The sequence below is a fragment of the Iodobacter fluviatilis genome, from assembly GCF_004194535.1.
In the GTDB taxonomy this organism is placed as follows: domain Bacteria; phylum Pseudomonadota; class Gammaproteobacteria; order Burkholderiales; family Chitinibacteraceae; genus Iodobacter; species Iodobacter fluviatilis_A.
The window spans coordinates 2,936,462-2,955,975 of sequence record NZ_CP025781.1 but is presented as its reverse complement, the minus strand read 5'-3'; the positions used below and the strand labels follow the sequence as shown (position 1 = coordinate 2,955,975).

The 19,514-nt window shown below is 48.7% G+C and carries 7 protein-coding genes; 3 read left to right on the top strand and 4 right to left on the bottom strand.

All coding sequences use genetic code 11. The annotated features are described in order from the left end of the window. Window positions 1–118: 118 nt before the first annotated feature. Window positions 119–4,552, bottom strand: coding sequence for a glutamate synthase large subunit (gene gltB / locus C1H71_RS13040; protein ID WP_130106929.1), 4,434 nt, complete (start codon window positions 4,550–4,552; stop codon window positions 119–121). A gap of 302 nt (window positions 4,553–4,854) precedes the next feature. On the opposite strand from gltB, the gene C1H71_RS13035 reads away from it, so the two are divergent. From C1H71_RS13035 to C1H71_RS13025, 3 genes are read left to right on the top strand one after another with little or no spacing between them, the layout of a single operon-like run. Beyond that, on the top strand, window positions 4,855–12,399 hold the full coding sequence (locus C1H71_RS13035) for a two-partner secretion domain-containing protein (protein WP_130106928.1): 7,545 nt from the start codon (window positions 4,855–4,857) through the stop codon (window positions 12,397–12,399). A 19-nt stretch (window positions 12,400–12,418) separates the two neighbouring features. After that, window positions 12,419–12,676, top strand: coding sequence for a POTRA domain-containing protein (locus C1H71_RS13030; RefSeq protein ID WP_130106927.1), 258 nt, complete (start codon window positions 12,419–12,421; stop codon window positions 12,674–12,676). Between the two features lie 14 nt (window positions 12,677–12,690). Continuing rightward, window positions 12,691–13,947, top strand: coding sequence for a ShlB/FhaC/HecB family hemolysin secretion/activation protein (locus C1H71_RS13025; protein ID WP_130106926.1), 1,257 nt, complete (start codon window positions 12,691–12,693; stop codon window positions 13,945–13,947). Between the two features lie 242 nt (window positions 13,948–14,189). Here C1H71_RS13025 and C1H71_RS13020 read toward each other — a convergent pair whose 3' ends face one another. The 3 genes from C1H71_RS13020 to C1H71_RS13010 form a co-directional block, all read right to left on the bottom strand. Next, a complete protein-coding gene (locus tag C1H71_RS13020) occupies window positions 14,190–15,656 on the bottom strand; it encodes a M81 family metallopeptidase (protein ID WP_130106925.1) in 1,467 nt (488 codons plus the stop codon). A gap of 606 nt (window positions 15,657–16,262) precedes the next feature. Further along, a complete protein-coding gene (locus tag C1H71_RS13015; protein ID WP_223145866.1) occupies window positions 16,263–17,267 on the bottom strand; it encodes an iron-containing alcohol dehydrogenase in 1,005 nt (334 codons plus the stop codon). Between the two features lie 518 nt (window positions 17,268–17,785). Beyond that, a complete protein-coding gene (locus C1H71_RS13010) occupies window positions 17,786–19,171 on the bottom strand; it encodes an aldehyde dehydrogenase family protein (RefSeq protein WP_130106924.1) in 1,386 nt (461 codons plus the stop codon). Window positions 19,172–19,514 lie beyond the last annotated feature (343 nt).

Genomic DNA, 19,514 nt, shown 5'->3' with positions numbered 1-19,514 from the left:
ATCTGAGGGGGGGGGGTGAATAAGGGGCTTATGGCTTTGGGATTTAGGGAGCGGGGAATTAGGGAATCGGGAGTCGAAACCCACTCACTACTCCCAACTCACCACTCCCCTATTCTCATCAATCCTTTAAAAGATCATCCAACTTGGCCGCCTTAGGTTTCACCAACCAGAAGTTATCCTGCGCTTCATCAAAATCGGCCAGAATATCAATGGCGCGGGTCGATCCGGTCAGCTTGGCATGGTCACGCAACTTACCGCGTAAGAAGGCCCGCACTGCACCGTAAGACTCGCCATTAATCAGATTAATATCCACCAGCTCATTATTAATACGGTAAGCAAAGCGCTCTTTAGGATCGTAAACCAGCGCAAAACCACCCGTCATCCCCGCCCCAAAGTTGTAACCTGTTTCGCCCAGCACAATCACACAACCACCGGTCATGTATTCGCAGCCGTGATCGCCAATGCCTTCAACAATGGCCGTAGCCCCCGAGTTACGCACCGCAAAGCGCTCACCCGCCATGCCTGCTGCAAATAATTCGCCGCCGGTTGCGCCGTAAAGGCAGGTGTTACCCACAATCACCGCCGAGTGCGATTCAAAATCAGAGGCTTTCGGTGGATAAATCACCACGCGCCCGCCGTTCATACCCTTGCCGACGTAATCGTTGGCATCGCCTTCCAGCTCTATCGTCAAGCCCTTGGCATTCCATACGCCCAAAGATTGCCCAGCCGAGCCATGCAATTTGATATGCAGGCAATCACTCGGCAAGCCATCTGCGCCGTGTGCCTTGGCGATTTCGCCCGACAAACGTGCACCGATGGAGCGATGAATATTGCGCACTGCGTATTCAAATTTTTGCGGCGTTTGGCTCTTAATACCAGCAATGGCGTCTTTCACCATTTGTTCGGCCAGCTCACCCTTATCAAAAGATGGGTTGCGTGCTTCCACGCAGAAACGCGGTTGCGATTCTGGAATCGTGCCTTGGCTCAGCAATACGCCTAGTTTCAAGCGGCCTTGTCTTTCTGTTGCGCCCGCTGCCAGCTCTAGCATTTCGCTATGGCCGATCAGATCGGATAATTGACGCACACCCAGCGCCGCCATCCATTCACGGGTTTCTTGCGCGATAAAGGTAAAGTAATTCACCACCATTTCTGGCAGGCCAATAAAGTATTTAGAACGCAGCTTGATTTCTTGCGTCGCCACGCCGGTTGCGCAGTTGTTGAGGTGGCAAATTCTTAAGAACTTACAACCCAGCGCCACCATAGGCCCGGTACCAAAACCAAAGCTTTCTGCGCCCATCATCGCGGCTTTCACCACATCCAGACCGGTCTTTAAGCCACCATCGGCCTGCATGCGCACGCGGCCACGCAAGCCGTTGGCACGCAATACTTGCTGCGCTTCGGTCAGTCCCAGCTCAAACGGTGTACCGGCGTATTTCACCGAAGCCAAAGGCGACGCACCAGTACCACCGTCATAACCTGAAATAGTAATCAGATCAGCATAAGCCTTAGCCACACCGGCGGCAATCGTGCCCACACCCGGCTCGGCGACCAACTTCACCGACACCAGCGCATCTGGATTGACCTGTTTCAAATCAAAAATTAGCTGGGCCAAATCTTCAATCGAATAAATATCGTGATGCGGCGGTGGGGAAATCAAGGAAATCCCAGGCTTAGAGCAGCGCAGCTTAGCAATCAACGGGCTGACTTTATCCCCTGGCAACTGGCCACCTTCACCCGGTTTTGCACCCTGCGCTACCTTGATCTGCAAAACTTCGGCGTTGACCAAATAATGCGGCGTCACGCCAAAGCGGCCAGAAGCCACTTGCTTGATCTTGGACATTTTCACCGTGCCATAACGCGCCGAATCTTCACCGCCCTCGCCCGAGTTTGATCTGCCGCCCAAGCGGTTCATCCCCTCTGCCAAGGCTTCGTGCGCTTCTGGGCTGAGTGCGCCCAAGCTCATACCTGCGGAATCAAAACGCTTCAGAATCGATTCAACGGATTCGACTTCATCAATCGAAATCGCCTTGGCGGCATCTAGCTTCAAGCCCATCAAATCGCGCAACATGGCGATAGGGCGCTTGTTTACCAAATCGGCGTACTTGCGGTATTCCTTGTAATCGCCGTTTTGCACGGCTTTTTGCAGCTGCATCACCACATCAGGGTTGTAAGCGTGGTATTCCTCACCAAACACATATTTCAACAAGCCACCCTGCGCGATGGGGCGCATGGTGTTGAAAGCCAGCTTGTTGAGCTTGCCTTGGTCATCTTGGAAATCAGCAAAATTAGCGCCAGAAATCCGTGAAACCGTGCCGTTTAAGCACAGATCAACCACTTCTTCATTCACGCCAACCGCTTCAAACAATTGCGAGCCACGATAAGAAGCAACGGTTGAAATGCCCATTTTGGAGAGAATCTTCAATAGCCCTTTATTAATTCCCTTACGGAAATTATTACATGCTTTCTCTAGCGGCAAATCAAGCTGGCCGATTTCTACCAACTCTTTAATCGTTTGGTAAGCCAAATAAGGGAATACGGCCGTTGCACCATAGCCAATCAGGCAAGCAAAGTGATGCGGATCGCGCGTGGTGGCGGTTTCCACAATAATATTTGTCAGGCAACGTAAGCCTTCATTCACCAGCACATGGTGCACCGCACCCACCGCAAACAGCGCAGGAATCGGCAAGCGGCCTTTTTGAATATTTTTATCGCTTAATACCACCACCACGGTTTTTTCATCGCGCACGCTGGCCAATACATTGGCGCGCAAAGCTTCGATGGCCGCTTTTAAAGTGGTTTGGGCCGGATCAAACGTAATATCAAAGAAAGCAGGCTTGTAATCTGGACCAGTCATGGTGGTCAGCGCATCAAACTTATCTGACGACAATACCGGCGAGCGTACTTCTAAGCGGCTGGCGTTAAATTCTGTTTCTTTAAACAGATTACGCTCTGGCCCAAAACAGGTGTTTAGCGACATCACGATCGCTTCGCGGATCGGATCGATCGGCGGATTGGTCACCTGTGCAAATTGTTGGCGCAAATAATCATACGGCGAGCGCACTTTCTCGGATAACACCGCCATGGGCGTGTCATCCCCCATAGAGCCGATGGCTTCTTGGCCATCTGCGGCCAGCACGCGCAAGATTTGATCGCGCTCTTCAAAAGTCAGCTGAAATTGCTTTTGATAGGTCAGCAACTCGGCACGGCTCATCGCTTCTAGCGGAGAGTTGTCTTCTGCCAGCTCTAAATGCTGGGCGTGTTTCTTCACCCAAGCGCGGTAAGGCTGGGCGGTTTTAAGGCGATTATCAATGGTTTCGGTATCTAAGAATTCACCATTACTTAAATCGACAGCCACAATCTGGCCCGGTTTAACGCGGCCTTTCTTCACCACATCTTCAGGCTTATAGCCCCACACGCCAATCTCGGAAGCAATCGTCAGGTGGCGATCTTTGGTAATCACATAGCGCGCTGGGCGCAAGCCGTTGCGATCCAAGGCACAGCCTGCGTAACGGCCGTTAGTCCAAACGATACCGGCTGGGCCATCCCATGGCTCCATATGCATGGAGTTGTATTCGTAAAATGCACGTAAGTCGCGATCGTTGCTATCCACGTTTTGCCATGCAGGCGGCACCAGCATGCGGAAAGCACGGAACACATCCATGCCGCCCATTAGCAAGCCTTCGAGCATATTATCCATCGACATCGAATCAGAGCCATTGGTTTGAACAATCGGGCGCACCGTGTCCATATCCAAATCCTCGCTATCCATAATCGCTTCGCGGGCTTTGGCCCATAAACGATTGCCGTGCAGGGTATTAATTTCGCCGTTATGCGCCAGATAGCGGAAAGGCTGAGCCAGCTTCCACTGCGGCCAAGTATTGGTCGAAAAGCGCTGGTGATACACGGCCAGTGACGATTCAAAACGTGGATCTTTCAGATCTAAATAAAATTCTGGCAAATTATCCGGAGTCACCAAGCCCTTATAAGAAAGCACATGAGGGCTTAAGGTTGGCATATAGAAAGCCGCATCGTCAGTGTTGGCTTTTTCTGCCACGCGACGTGCTTGATACAGCTTTCTTTCGAAAACTTGGCTTGTCATTCCCTCTGGCGCATTGACAAACAGCTGGCCAATTTGCGGCAGTGTTTGTAAGGCGTACTCGCCACAGGCTTCAATATTGACCGGCACGCTGCGTACTCCAGCCACCGTCAAGCCCTGCTCTTCCATCGCAGCAAAGAGTTTTGTTAATGTTGCTTGCGCACTGTAAAAAATAATCCCTACAGCGTATTCATCGGCCACCGTAAATTGATTTTCTGCGGCCACGGCACGCAAGAAACCATCCGGTTTTCGAAATAGCAGACCACAGCCATCGCCTGATTTTCCATCAGCGGCAACAGCTCCACGGTGTGTTAGACATGCAAGAGAGCTAATTGCGGTAGAAACCAGCCAATGCGACGGCTTGTCATCCATTTGAGCAATCAGGCCGAAGCCACAGCTATCTTGTTCGAACGTCGGGCTATACAGCGTGCCCTTTAACCAGCCTTGTCGATCCATCACAAAACCCTTAGGGGAAAGCAGAAGTTTTTATATCAATTTGCGGCGAAATGGTCTTGATTCTATATGCCAAACCCAAAAGGTAGCAATGTTTTCAAGCAGGAAATCCCTTATATGCGCATACAATTTAAACGAGGGTTTTCACTTAGCACCATTACTGACTAATTTAAAAAGTTAAAAAAATTTCTAAGAAAGAAAAATCTACAGTGTCGCTTCAATGACATCAGAAAACCGCTGGCAAAACAGTAATGGCAAACTAGAATTAAGCGACCCACTTTGCCTTAAGACCGCGGAGGCTAGCCATGAAGCCACAATTCCCTTTACGCCCACTAGTACTGGCTATTTCAATAGCCTTACCGCTACTAGCCGGCAGCCCCGCCTATGCCAACCCTGAAGGGATAAAAATCATTCACGGCACGGCAGACATCCAGCAAGTGGGCAAAATGCTCACCATTAAAAACACGCCTAACGCGATTATTGAGTGGCAAAAATTCAATATTGCCAAAGACGAGGCCACTCGTTTTCAGCAGGAGTCCGCCAAAAGCACCGTGCTAAATCGGGTTAGCGGCATCGATCCATCGCAAATTCTCGGTCAGCTCAGCTCGAACGGCCGCGTTTTTCTGATTAACAAAAATGGCCTCTTGGTTGGAAAAGACGCTCGGATTGATACCGCTGGCTTTGTGGCTTCCACACTCGATATTAAGAATGATGATTTTATCAATGGCCGTTATCGCTTTAATGGCGATAGCGGAAAAATAGCCGTAGAAGGCATGATTCGCAGCCAAAATGGTGATGTTTTTCTGATCTCTCCTGATATTAAAAACAGTGGCTTAATCGAATCGAGTAATGGCAATGTAGTGCTTGCCGCAGGAAAATCAGTTGAAATTGTCAGTTTAAGCTTAGAAGGCCTACGTTTTACCTTACAAGCACCAAGCGATAGCGTCATTAATCTAGGCCAAATCAAAGGTGATGCCGTTGGCCTATTTGCGGGCACCTTAAAACACAGCGGCGAGATCCGCGCGGTGCGTGCCGAGCAAGTGGGTGGCAAGGTTTTACTGCGTGCCAGCGATAAAATCGAGACCAGCTCAGGTAGTCATATTGCTGCCAATGGTGCCGTTGGCGGACAAGTCACTCTCGACGCAGGCCCTAGCGGCACGCTACTTGCCAGTGGCCAAATCAGCGCAACGGGCCTTAAAGGTGGCGATGTACAGCTACTTGGCAAACATGTGGGACTGATCGAGCAGGCCGTCATCGACGCTAGCGGCCAGAATGCAGGTGGCAGTATTTTGCTGGGTGGGGATTATCAAGGCGGTAATCCTTTAATTTCCAACTCACAAGCCAGTTACACCAGCCCAGAAAGCACTTTGCGCGCCAACGCGATAACCGAAGGTAATGGTGGAAAAATCATTGTTTGGGCAGATAAAACCACGAGGGTAAACGGGGAGATTAGCGCCAAAGGCGGCGCGTTAGGGGGCGATGGTGGCTTGGTAGAAACATCGGGCAAAGAGTATTTGGATTTTAAAGCAAGAGTGGATACTTCGGCGGCTAAGGGCTGGAAGAGTGGAACGCTATTACTTGATCCATCAGGGATTAGTATTTGCTCAACAGTATCTGCGTGCACTTCATCGCTGACTCAATCATCTGGACTATTTGATCATAATGTGGCTGCCAGCAGTAACCTTACGACTGAGGATATAAACTCCGCACTTGCATCAAACAATGTCATTGTCCAATCAATAGGGCCAATAACATTTGATGCTGATTTAAACATTGTCACAACAGTTAGCTCTGATAAATCACTCACATTCCATGCTTATAAAGATGACACCAGTGCAACTGGTGGAGATGGAATTGACATGACGAGTAAAACCATTACCACGGCAAGCACGGGCTCATCTATTTGGACTGGTGATTTAACTTTAAAAACAGATAAACTTGGCATAAAAACAAAACAAATAACAACTAATGGAAACATTACTCTGCTTGCAAGTGATGGTACAATTTTTGTAAACGGAGATCTTACTAGCGGCACAAATAAGCAAATCAGCATCAGTGGTAAATCAGGAATCAGCCAAGGCACAGGAATAACTATATCAAGCAATATACTGAGCGTATCAACCTTATCTTCATCCTCATCAGGCACCACAGTAGACATTGGAAAATCAGCCCATTCTGTGAATAAAATAAGTAGTAACACAGACTATGCCCTTTATTTTAAAAACAACAAAGCTGTCGAAATAATTAGCCACCCTGATTTAAGCAGCAAATCAAAACTAGGTGAAAATAGTTGGATAGAAACCAATGGCAATATCAGCCAATCTTCCCCTCTTGAATTGATTGGATCTGGTTCACTCACTCTTCGTGCTACTACGGGGAATATTAATTTTAATAATGCCAACAATAAAATTGGCAGTTTAAGTGCAAAAACTGATGCTAGTGGAGCCACCATTACCATTAAAAACAATAGTGCACTTAGTTTATATAACAATATAAATAATCAAACCCAAGTTGGCCCAAGTCAAAGTGGGATGAGCACCAGCAATGGAAACATCAGCTTAGAAAACAGTGAAAATATTACATTCGGTGGTCTTGAAATAGATACAGGCACAGGTAATGTTGATTTAATTACTACTGCAGCCAGTAAAACAATTTCTATTCCAAATGGCATCAGTACAGGAAAAATAAGCGCTGCAAATATTAACCTACAAGCAGACACGATCACCTTAACTGCGGCCGCTGAAGTAGGAAGTAATTACGGCAACCTCAAAGCTGCAGGTGGCACCGTTAATCTATCCCCCACGTCCTCAAGCATTGCCACTCAATTAGGTAATAGCACTCGTAGCAAATTTGGCATTAGCCAAAGTGAATTTAACAACATTACCGCCAGTAAAATAAAAATTGGCAATAGCAGCCATGCCTTAGGGGCCGTTGATATTGCTGCGCTCGATCTCAGCTCGGGCAGCAACACCCCCATTATCGACATTTACTCTACGGGTACGATTAGCCAAAGTGACGTGATAAAAGTAAAAGGCCTCGCGGCAAGAGGAACAAGCATTACCCTCAATAATGCCAGCAATGTATTCACCGATGGTATTGCACTCAATGCCAGCAGCGACATCAATCTTGTTTACACCGGCGATCTAAATATCGGTCTCTCTGGCTATGCTGAAAGCCTTGTCAGTAGCAATGATATTAACGTCCGTACCAGCAGCAATTTGGAGATTAATAATTTTATTTCCGCCAAAAACCTCACGCTAACTTCGACTAATGGAACCATCAACCAAGGTACAGGCACAATCATTGCCACTAAATTAACCGCCACTTCATCTGGTGCATTAAGTTTAGAAAAAGACAATCAATTTGATAGCTTAATTGCCAGTAATAGCAGCGGCGATATAAAAATTAAAAACAACAAAGCATTGAGCGTTATCAGCCTAAAAAGCAATGGCAATATTGACTTAAGCAATATACGGGATACCACGCTTAATAGTGACATCAGTACAATAGGCAGCAATACCCTCACACTTAAATCTAACAACTTAACTCAGAGCAGCGGCATTATCACCACGGCTGCTTTAAATGTGAGCTCTACAGGCGCTGTAATTCTTGATAAGAACAATCTGATTAGCAAAGCGGCAATCAGCGGTAGTAATATTACGCTGAATAATAATCAGACCATTTCGCTTGGGGTTATAAATAGCGGCGTTGGCGATGTCACAATTAGTAGCAAAGGAAATATTAACTTAAGCGATACGCTGACTGCCAAAACAGCCATTCTCAGTGCCGTAGCAGGAGAGATCACTGAAGTAAGCAGTGCACGCATCATAAGTAATAATTTTACTGCAAATGCTGGCACGGGAATTACGCTAGATAAAAACAACTCAATCGATAACGCTTCACTCAAAACCAATAAAGGTAATATATTACTTACCAACAATAAAACGTTGTCTTTGGCTGAATCGAGTGGAGATCAATTCAAGCTCTCAAATACAGAAGGCCTGATACTTAGCGGAAATTTAAATGCCAGCCAAATTGATATCTCTGCCAGTAATATCAGCGACAGTGCGAATGCATCAATCACAGGTAATGCAAAGCTCACGACCACGGGTGATATTGTACTCAATAATAGCAGCCAAAACTTAGGCACTTTAACCGCATTCAGTGGCAATTTAATATTAAAAAATAAAACAGATCTTTCATTACAAGAAATAAGCACAAAAAACTTACAAATAAGCAGCGAGGGAAAGATAGCCGTCGATGGTGCATTAAACAATTCAGAGATGGCTAAATTACAAGCTGCTAGCGGAATAATAATCAACAATAAAATAAAAAGTAAAAACATCAATTTTATTGCAGATAAGTTAGCAATAGGATCGCAGGCTCAGATAGAAGGCAGTGAATTTTTTTACACCCCGCTAAGCAATAACAATGTCAAAGTATTTTTAGGCGGAAATAGTCAGTCAGATATAGGCTTTGTTTTAAATAACAGCGATTTAAGCCATATTAAATCTACCAGTATTATTATTGGCGATGCTAAAGGCAATAAAACGGGCGATGTGCTGATTAGTGGACTTTCGATTGGTGATGGAAATTTAACTTTAAACAGCACAGGTGATATTCGCCAGACAGCAGGAGGGATAATTAATGCAAAAAGCCTTAATGCGCAATCTGCCAGTATTAATCTGAGTGAAGCCAATACAGTTGATATTTTTTCTCCCAACAGCAGTGGCGATATTGTTTTTTACAACACTAAAACACTTGCCTTAGGTGCTATAAATACTGCAGGCCAGTTACAGATTAGTACCGATGGTAATCTGGGTGTAAATGATGTAATAGTTGCAAAAAATATAATTTTAAAAGCAAATAGTGGGACAATCAGCAGCCTTACAAGTGGCACACTCAACACAGATAACTTGACCGCCACAGCCGGAAAAGGAATTAAGCTAGATAATGAAAACACAATTAACCAGGCCAGTTTAAACAGTGCAGAAGGTGATATTTCGATTAATAATGCCAAGGCACTCACTTTAGGAAAAACAAGCAGTAATGCTAATTTGCGCATTAACACAAAAGGCAGCCTGACAGGTTTAGGTATAATCAACAGCAAGACACTTGATGTGAAGGCTAGCGGCGATATTACACTTGAACAAGAGAATATTTTAGATCAGGTCAGATTAATTAGCGATAATGGCAATATCAGTTTGGTCAACAACAAGGCAATGGTTTTAGAAGGAAGCAGCAATAATGGTAATATGAAAATAAATAATACGGGAAATATAAATATAAAAGGAAGCGTAAGTGGAAAACAACTACAGTTTAAAATATCAAATGGCCAACTCACTGAGGCCAGTGATGCACAGCTTGCTGCCACAAAACTCGTTGCCGATGCGGAGCTGGGAATTGCCCTAAAAAACAATAATGCTTTAGATGCTGCCGAGCTAACAAGCAAGGGTGATATCAATCTCAACAATAACAAATCAATTGAGCTAGCCAGCGTTATTAGCAATGGAAACATAAATGTAAATTCAGCAGAAACATTAAAATTAAATGATCAGCTACAAGGCAGTACTGTCAATTTAAAAGCCAACTCAATTATTGATAGTAGCGCGGCCAAAATAAAAACAAACTCGCTGCAAGCCGTTGGCCTAATACAAATTTCTTTAGACAAGGGAAATCATAGCATTTCCCAATTTTCAGCCAATAGCGGTGGCGATGTTTCATTGATTAACAATACTAATCTTACTGTGCTGGCAATCAACAGCAAGGGCAGCGTATTAATTGATAACCAAGGTACGCTCAGCGTGATTTCGCCCTTCTTTGCTGATGATACTTCTTTGCTGAGTAAAGGCGCTTTAAGGATTAACAGCGGATCATTTAAATCAACAGGCACAATAAAACTCACCAGCCGAGATACCGGTGAGATCAATGACAATATTATTCAAAACACAGACCTTATTGCCGCAGGCGATATCAAAGTAAATGCAAATGATAGTTTTATTCAAAATGCTAACTTAATTGCAGGTGCAACACAGGCCCAATTAAATTCGGGCAGTAATAATGGTGCACGGGCAGGAACACAGCGGGGAGTAAAAGGGACAACGGGTGAGATTTCTGTTGATGCGGCCGTAATTCAGGTAGCCAAAGGCGTGAAAGCGATTTCAGCTAACGGGGGGCCATCAGCTACGGTAGTGCCAGAACCATTAGCAATAATATCAGCCCTGATCAAATTCAAACCACGGGCGTTATCAATAAGATTGGAAAAAATCTTGATTCCCCTTTGCTCAATAATCTACCCACCACGGCAAGCCCTGAACAAGTTGATCAAATTGTTAAAATTATTGTTTTGCAAAATCAAGATCAGCAAAGCCATTTCCAAATTATTGGCACAGGGCAATTACCCTTTGAAGCAAAAAAACCAGAAGAGCTTGAGCCGCCTAAAGAGACCATTCGTGTTGCCGGAGAAGACGATGCCAACTGCCCTTAAGCTATTTCTTCTCACCCTTTTGCTGCAAACGCCAAGCTATGCGGCCATTGTGGCCGAAGTGGCATCAGTGCAAGGCGCGGCTTCAGCACAGGGTAAAAGTGGCGGGCTTAAGCTGATTGGTAAAGGCTCGATTTTAAATGAAGGCGATGAAATTATTACCGCGCCCAACAGCCACGCGGTGCTGAAGTTTAATGATGGCGGCCAGATTACGGTACGCCCTGATACACGTATGAAAATCGACAGCTTTGCCTTTGGCCAGGCAGGGCGCGAAGACGGCATGATTTTAGGGCTGTTTAAAGGCGGCCTGCGTGCTGTTACCGGCTTAATTTCCAAACAATCTGCTACAGCAGCCAAGATTCAAACTTCCAGCGCCACCATCGGGATTCGCGGTACTGATTTTGATGCAAGACTTTGTGCCGGCGATTGCGCGCTAGAAGCAAAGGATGCCCCCACTCAACAAAACAAGGCCGTTGAGGTGTCTGCCGCTGCACGCGTAGTTAGCCTATCGGGTAAAGCGAACGCCCGAAACAAAGAAGGCGTATTCCGTATGCTAGTGCAAGGTGGTGCGGTTTATGTAGGCGAGCGAGTTGAAACCACCGCCGATGGCGCGCTGGTATTAGCCTTTAGGGATGGGGGAAAAGTCTCTTTACGCAGCGACACACAAATGCAGATTGATCGCTTTGAGTACAAAGCCACAGCACCTGCAGAAGGCAGCTTTGGCCTCTCTTTATTTAAGGGTGGTTTACGCGCTTTAACGGGCTTAATCGGTAAAGCCAAACCCGATGCAGTGCAATACAGCACCAAAAGCGCCACGATTGGCATACGCGGTACAGGAGTCGATTTTGAATGCACGGCTGCTTGTGCAGATCCCGCCTTACCCGGCATGGATGGCTTTGGCGCTTATGTATGGGAAGGCAGCGTCACTGTTAGCCCTGTAAATGGCCCTGTTCAGCAGCTCAAGCTTGGGGAAACGGTATTGATCCGCATCTCCGGCATTTTACGCCCAGCCACACCACCAGCCGGGCTTGGCAATATGCCTGTACCACGGCCAGATACTATCCCTATTGATTTGCAACTCTTATTTGGGCAGAGCGAGGGCAGTAATGAAATGCCTGGCCTCTATGTACACGTTCGTGATGGTAATGTTAGTCTAACTGACAACAACAGCCAGCAAGTGCTATTTTTAGGGAAAGATGAAACAGGGTTTTCAAACAAAAATAACCCAATTCGCTTACGTGAGCTCCCTGGATTTATTGAGTTTGATAAAACCCCCATCGGCATGGTAAAAATTCCGCTGCGTGAAATTCTGAGCAAAAACGGTATTCCCTCCAACCTTGGCTGCAAACCGGGTGCGGTCAAATAAACAAGAGCTCCTTCACCTTATGAAATTTCGCCTTTGTTTACTCGCCAGCATAATTTCAGGCTTTGTATGGGCCGAAGAACCTCTTTTTAATGTGAGCTCCTTTAATGTGAAGGGAGAGAATCCTCTTTCTAACGATGACAGCCAACAGTTATTGCAAGCCTATTTAGGCAACAACCGCTCACTTAGTGATTTACAACAAGCTGCCAGCGCATTTGAATCTGCGTTAAGGGAGCGTGGCCATGGTTTTTTACGCGTCACCCTGCCCCCCAAGAAGTGAGCAGCACGATTACTTTGGAAGTTCTGAGCTTTAAACTCAGCAAAGTGAGCATCAAAAACAACACTTTTTTTGATGAAGAAAACCAGCGAAATAGCCTGCCTGCCCTAAAGGAAAGCAGCTCGCCTAATTTTCAGGCCATGACCACACAACTGCTTATTGCCAATGAAAACCCAGCAAAACAGACCATCCTCACCTTTAAAGAAGGCGATGCGGACAGCATTGAAGCCATTATTGATACTCAGCAGCAAAAACCATGGAGCGTTTTTGTTTCCGGCAATAATTCTGGCTCGGATGATAACGGCCGCTTACGCCTCTCCTTAGGGTTTCAATACGCTAACTTATTTAATAGCGATCAAGTAGCCACCGTTAGCTACTCCACCGCCCCCAGCCAGCCAGACAATGTAAGCCAGTATGGCGTGTTCTACCGCCTGCCTTTATACCCAATGGGTGGCAGCCTATCCGCCTACTATGCACAATCTAAAGTGGATTCTGGCAGCTTAGGCGAGGGTTTAACCATTACTGGTAAGGGTGAATCGGGCGGACTGCGCTACACCCACTACTTAGCCCCACAGGGACAATACCGCTCGCAAATTGAAGTTGCGCTAGATGATAAATTATTCCGTGGAACGGATATCTCCTCCGTAGGCCAGCTCAGCCCCGATGTACGTAGCCGGCCGCTGACTCTGGCTTATAACGGCCACTGGCAAAGCGAAGACATGGAGATCAATTTTGGGCTGGATTACACACACAATCTGCCATCAGGAGTAGGCAATGATGATGAGGCCTATCAGGCCAATCGCAAAGACGCATATAGCAACTGGCAATCATGGCACGCTAAGGCAGAAGGCCTGTATCGCTTTGCGGGCGACTGGCAAGCCAGCCTAAAACTCAACACCCAATTTTCTAATGAAGCACTGATCGCGGGTGAGCAATTTGCATTAGGTGGCAATAACTCTTTACGTGGCGTGAGTGATCGCAGCGCAACAGGGGACAGCGGTGTGCAAGGCACAATAGAAATAAGCACGCCCAAAATTTATGAAGGCTTACGCCTGCTCAGCTTTATCGATACAGGTGCCATCCACAGACGCTCTCCCGATGCCGGATCAAGCAGCCAGGAAGCGCTCAGCAGCGTGGGGCTGGGATTACGCTGGCAAATTCAGGATTGGGGGTTAATCAGCGCAGACTGGGGCTATATCATCGATGGCAGCAGCTCGCCCAAAATTGAGCGCGGCGAAAGCTTTGGGCATTTTGGATTTTATATGAAGTATTGATATGACGAGTGCTCAAACCCAAATATGCAAGCATAGAGTTTAGCTAGCAGCCTGTCGGACTTAAGCGATCGTAGCGAGGGAAAGACCGGTTTGAGACAGATTTCGCGGGTTTTTGAGGCGAATAGCTGGCTATTCAACGAGAAAATGCGTGAAATATGGCCAAATCCGGCTTTTCCGTAGTAGATCAGTCTTAAGTCCGACAGGCTGCTAGCATTGCCGCCTGGGTCTAAACACCATGACTCCTACGTATGGCTTCTTGCTGGCTTTCTTTGGCACACCTTATATTGCAAACGGCTTAAATCTGCCACGTGATCGCCTTCAGCCTCTACCACTAAAATCTCTGCAGCGATTGCGCCAAAGTCGGCTCGAAAATGCACACTGCTTTTTAAAACCAACACCTCCACCTCGCTAGGCTCTACCCCTAAATGACGGAACATCGCCTGATCGGCCGCCTGCTGCTTACGGCTACTCACTAATACTGTTAGCCCTTGGTATTGCAGGCAGGCCATAGGGCCTAAATCCATTTGGCAGCCCGCATAAAAAGGCCCTGTGGCTGCAAATTGCCCTGTGCCTAAACTGATTACCCGCCATTCTCCCAAAGCTTTTCTTCCCTGGCCAATAGCACGCGATAAAACGCCGCCAACACCCACAGCATGTGCGGCCTGAGCGGTTGCAGGATCGCAAAGTATGCCAACCACCATGGCCGACATGCCCATACTTAAGCCATCGCAAATCACTCCCGCAGCATCACTGCCTGCCCCGCCACCTGCGTTATCACAGGTGTCCGCCAAAATGATGGTTTTACCCTGCCCTGCGTATTGCTTGGCGTAGCTCAGCGCCTCCTCTACCTGCCACAACCGGCCCGCAAACTCCGGCTCGGCAGCCTGTACTTTTTGCGCCAGAATCCGAGCGGTGGCCTCTGCAAGAGAGGCGCTGTGGGCATAGGCTAGGAGGCAAGGCCCGCTATCAGCCACATCCGCCAAGGGAAACCCGGGGAAGAAACTCACACTAACTACATCCCCTGTTTCTGCCTGCTCTGCCATCCGCATCAGCCTAGCCACCGGCTGTATTAAGGAACATTGCCATGGCATAGAAATCAAAAAGGGCAGCTGCTCAAAAGCCGAATGCACCACCTCGCCTGCCAGCAGCCGCTGCAACAAACCCACCGCCCTTGCCCCAGTTTCGGCCATATCGACATGCGGATAGCTGCGATAACCGACTAGGGTGCTGGCTGAATTCACCATCAAAGGGCTGACATTGGCATGAAAATCAAGTGAGGCCACGATGGGGATTTGCTCCCCCAATAATGAGCGGGTGCGGCGCAACCATTCACCATCGCCATCGTCATAACGCTCAGTCACCAAAGCGCCGTGTAAATCTAAATACACGCCATTTACTGGCCCTGTCTGCCCTGCGGCGAGTAGCGCCGATTCAAACATCGCCCATAGCGCTTCAAACGCAGCATCCTCAACCCGCCCACTCGGGTTCGCCGAGGCCCAGAGCAGAGGCAAGACTTGCAAATGAGCCGCCTTCAGCGCGGCAACCGCCCCTGCCAAAGGCAAATTAGCCCCCGCCACAGCAGCCAAAACCGCCTCGCCCTGAGTCAGGCCAGGCCAGGCATCCGCCTCAATAAAATGAGCCAAGGTGGTTGGCATACTGGCAAAGGTATTGGTTTCATGCTGAATACCCGCTACCGCAATACGATGCATACCTGCTCCAGAGGGTGATGTTGTGGGCTTTGCCCGTATTGGCCAAACAAAAAGATCTTTTTAGTGCCTTCGGCACGTTGATTTTGGAACGGTAGCCACCGTAGGGGCGTTCTTTTCTTGAACGGCCAAGAAAAGAACCAAAGCCGCAACATCAAAAACACGAAGGCCCCTCATCTGCGGACAATCGAGCGGCGGCTGCGGAACTCGCTTCGCTCAAACAGGCATCAAAGAAACCCCGCCCGCTTGTTCCTCGCTTCGGCGTGCTTCAAGGGGAGATTTAAGCCCCCTTCCAATAGCTGCGATATGAATCCTAATTGCGGAGTTTTAAAATACTTAAAACCTTTATAACAACTCAATTCAAGCCTTGTTTTTCTCCGCGAAACTCCGTGCTCTCTTTGGCCTCCGTGGTTCAAGATTTGGGTTTGGCAACGCCCCAAACTTCTACAACAAGCCATCCAAAGCCGCCACGCAAATGCCGCGATATTGCTGCGCTGTAAACGGAATCGGGTTAGTGCCATGAGCGCCGTCGGCCACGGCTGCCTCACCGATGGTTTCCAGACAGGATTCGTTTATGCCTATGCTTTTGAGCGTATGCGGAATGCCGACTTATTCTCTGAGGCGCAGCACCCAGTCTAAGAATGCTGCAAAAGAAGGATTGGGCAGGCCCAAATAGCGGGCAGCGGCGGTGATGCGCTCGTTGATAGCGCTCTGATTGGCTTTTAAAACATAGGGCATCAGAATGGCATTGAGCATGCCGTGATGCGCATCGAAACGCGCACCCAGTGGATGCGCCAGCGCGTGCATCGCGCCAAGCCCGCGCTGAAACGCAGTTGCGCCCATGCTGGAGGCCACCAGCATTTGCATCCGTGCCTCAAGATCTGTGCCATCGGCGACAGCACGCGGCAGCCATTCGCGTACCAGTTGCATGCCTTCCAGAGCAATACCGCTGGCCATAGGGTGATAAAACGGCGAGCAATAGGCTTCAAGGCTATGGCTGAGTGCATCCATTCCCGTCGCAGCGGTCAGCTTAGCGGGCAGGCCGGTGCTAAGCACGGGGTCTAAAATCACAATCGCAGGCAGCATACGCGGGTGAAAAATAATCTTTTTAGCGTGCTCTATTTCATCGGTAATCACTGAAGCCCGGCCCACTTCAGAGCCTGTGCCTGCCGTGGTAGGAATCGCCACCAGCGGCGCCATGCCTTCGGTTTTAATCCTCAGCCAGTTGTCGCCTTCATCCACATAATCCCAAAGCGGCCCGCTCTGCCCAACCATCATCGCCACCGCTTTGGCCGCGTCCAAGGCCGATCCGCCCCCGAGCGCAATCACGCCATCAAAGCCGCCCTCCCGATAGGCTGCCACCCCATCGGCAACATTCTGCCCGGTTGGATTGCCCTTAATTTGGTGAAACAGGCCTGCGTGCAAATCAGCCCCATCCAGCAAGGTCAGCGTGCTAAGTACGGGCGATAAGGTGGCCAAGCCCGGATCGGTAATCAGTAGCGGTTTTTTAATGCCTAAAGATCGCGCCAGCTGCGGCAGATCTTTCACCCGCCCCACGCCACATTTCACATTGGTGGGGTAATTCCAATTTACGGTGTAACGGTCGAGATTCATTTAAGTATCCTGTTGAGGAATAGTGCCTTCGGCACGTTGATTTTGGTGCGGGCGTCCCGCTGGACCTTCCTTTCTTGTGTGGCCAAGAAACGAAGCCAAAGAAGGCCACCCCGGCATCTGCGCCCCGCTTCGCGGGGTTCCCTCGCTGCGGATAAACGAGTCGGCGTCAATTCAACTCGCTTCGCTCAAACACGAATTGACGAAAGCCCCGCCCCGTTTATTCCTCGCTCGGCTGGTCTCAGGGGAACTTAAGCCCCATATCAACCATCAACTTATTGCTTTAGTTTGCGTAGGTTGGGTTAGCAGCTTTATCGCGTAATCCAACATTTTTTTGCGCTTAAGTGTTGGATTACGCAGGTTTATAGCCACCTAAAGCCAGAGATCAAACACATTAGCTCAAGCTACGAGTCTTAAACTCGAAACATAAACTCAATTCGAAATGGTTTTCCTCCGTGAAACTCCATGTTCTCTGTTTCCTCCGTGGTTCAGGATTTGGGTTTACTCAATACCGTCAGATATCACATCTGCTTCAAATGAAACGACTTCGGCCTTGTCAGATAGTCATACCCCAGCACCGATAAAGTCGCTCCCCGCCCGGTTTGTTTAATGCCGGTCCAAGGCAGCGCTGGGTCTAGGTAGTCACAGCGGTTCATAAAGAAGGTGCCGCATTCCAGCTGATCACCTAGGCTGAGTGCCACGTTTTCGTCGCGGCTGAATACGGCGGAGGTCAGGCCGTAGGGGCTGTCGTTCATCAGGCGGATGGCTTCTTCGTCGTTTTTCACCGGCATGATGCCAACTACAGGCCCAAAGCATTCGTCGGCCATCAGCTGCATCTGATGATTCACGCCGGTAAAGATTCTCGGGGCCAGATAAGCGCCTTTGCCATCGTCCAGCGCAAAGCGGCGGGTATCAACGATTTGACTTGCGCCTTTGGCCAGCGCATCGGCTTCTACCGCTCGCACCGCATTGGCGGCAGACACACGCACCACGGGGCCCAGAGTGGTAGCGGCATCCAGCGGATTTCCCAAAACATATTGCTCAGTCAGCGCCAGAGCACGGTCAACAAACTCTTGGTAAATAGACTGGTGCACATAGATGCGCTGAGTGCCGCAGCAGCTTTGCCCAGAGTTAAAAAACGCACCATCCACCAGTGTGTCGACTGCATGAGCCAGATCGGCATCACTGCGTACCAGTGCCGCATCATTGCCGCCCAGCTCCAACCCCACGCCGATAAAGCGCCCTGCTGCAGCCTGCTCTACAGCAATGCCACCCGCAACCGAGCCGGTAAAGCAGACATGTTTGATTTCTTTGGCCTGAATCAGCTTTTGCGTACTGGCGTGATCGGTGTGTAAATACTGGAACACGCCAGCAGGCAAGCCTGCCGCTACAAAGGCTGCTTGGATTTGCTCGGCACACAGCGGGGTTTGCGCCGAGTGTTTTAAGATCACGGTATTGCCCGCCATCAGCGCAGGAATAATCGCGTTCACCGCAGTCAGTAATGGGTAATTCCATGGTGCCACCACCAGCACCACACCCAGCGCTTCGCGGCGGATAAAGCGGTTAAAACCCTCAATCGGCGCGGGATGGATATCGGCCAGTGCCTCAGGCGCAATCGCCATCATATGCCGCGCCCGAGTATCAAAGCCGACCACTTCATTGGGCGAATAGCGAATGGGCCGGCCAATTTGGCGGCTGATCGCCTCGGCAATAGCCTCTTTATTGGCGGAAAAAGCATCCACCGCACGGCTCAGCACAGCCATGCGCTCGACAAGCGAAACCTGCCGCCAATCCCGCTGGGCAATCTTGGCACGGCGCAAAGTGGCTGCAATATGGTGCTCATCGGCATAAGCACGCCGCGCCACTTCACTACCATCAATAGGACTAATCGTGATCAGTTCAGGCATAGCTACTCCGGGTGGATGAAAATAATTTAATGAAAAAACCCACTTTTTGAACCACGTAGGGCACAGAGAACACGGCGTTTCACGGAGAAAAACATATTTTATTTATCCTTATCTGCTAGTGTCTGTTGACGTTTCATTCACAACTGCGCTGAGCCGGAAAACGGCCAAGCACAAGGCATGTGACGAAGGCAATAACGGGTTATTTCCGAGGAGCATAACGCAGTGAATGGCCATTTTCCGGCTCAGCCCTTCGGGTTTAGCCCACTTTTGGGGCGGAACGAAGGCCTGAATGAAACGTCAACGGAGCCTAAGTAGTTCAGGTTTTAATAAGCAAATAACCATG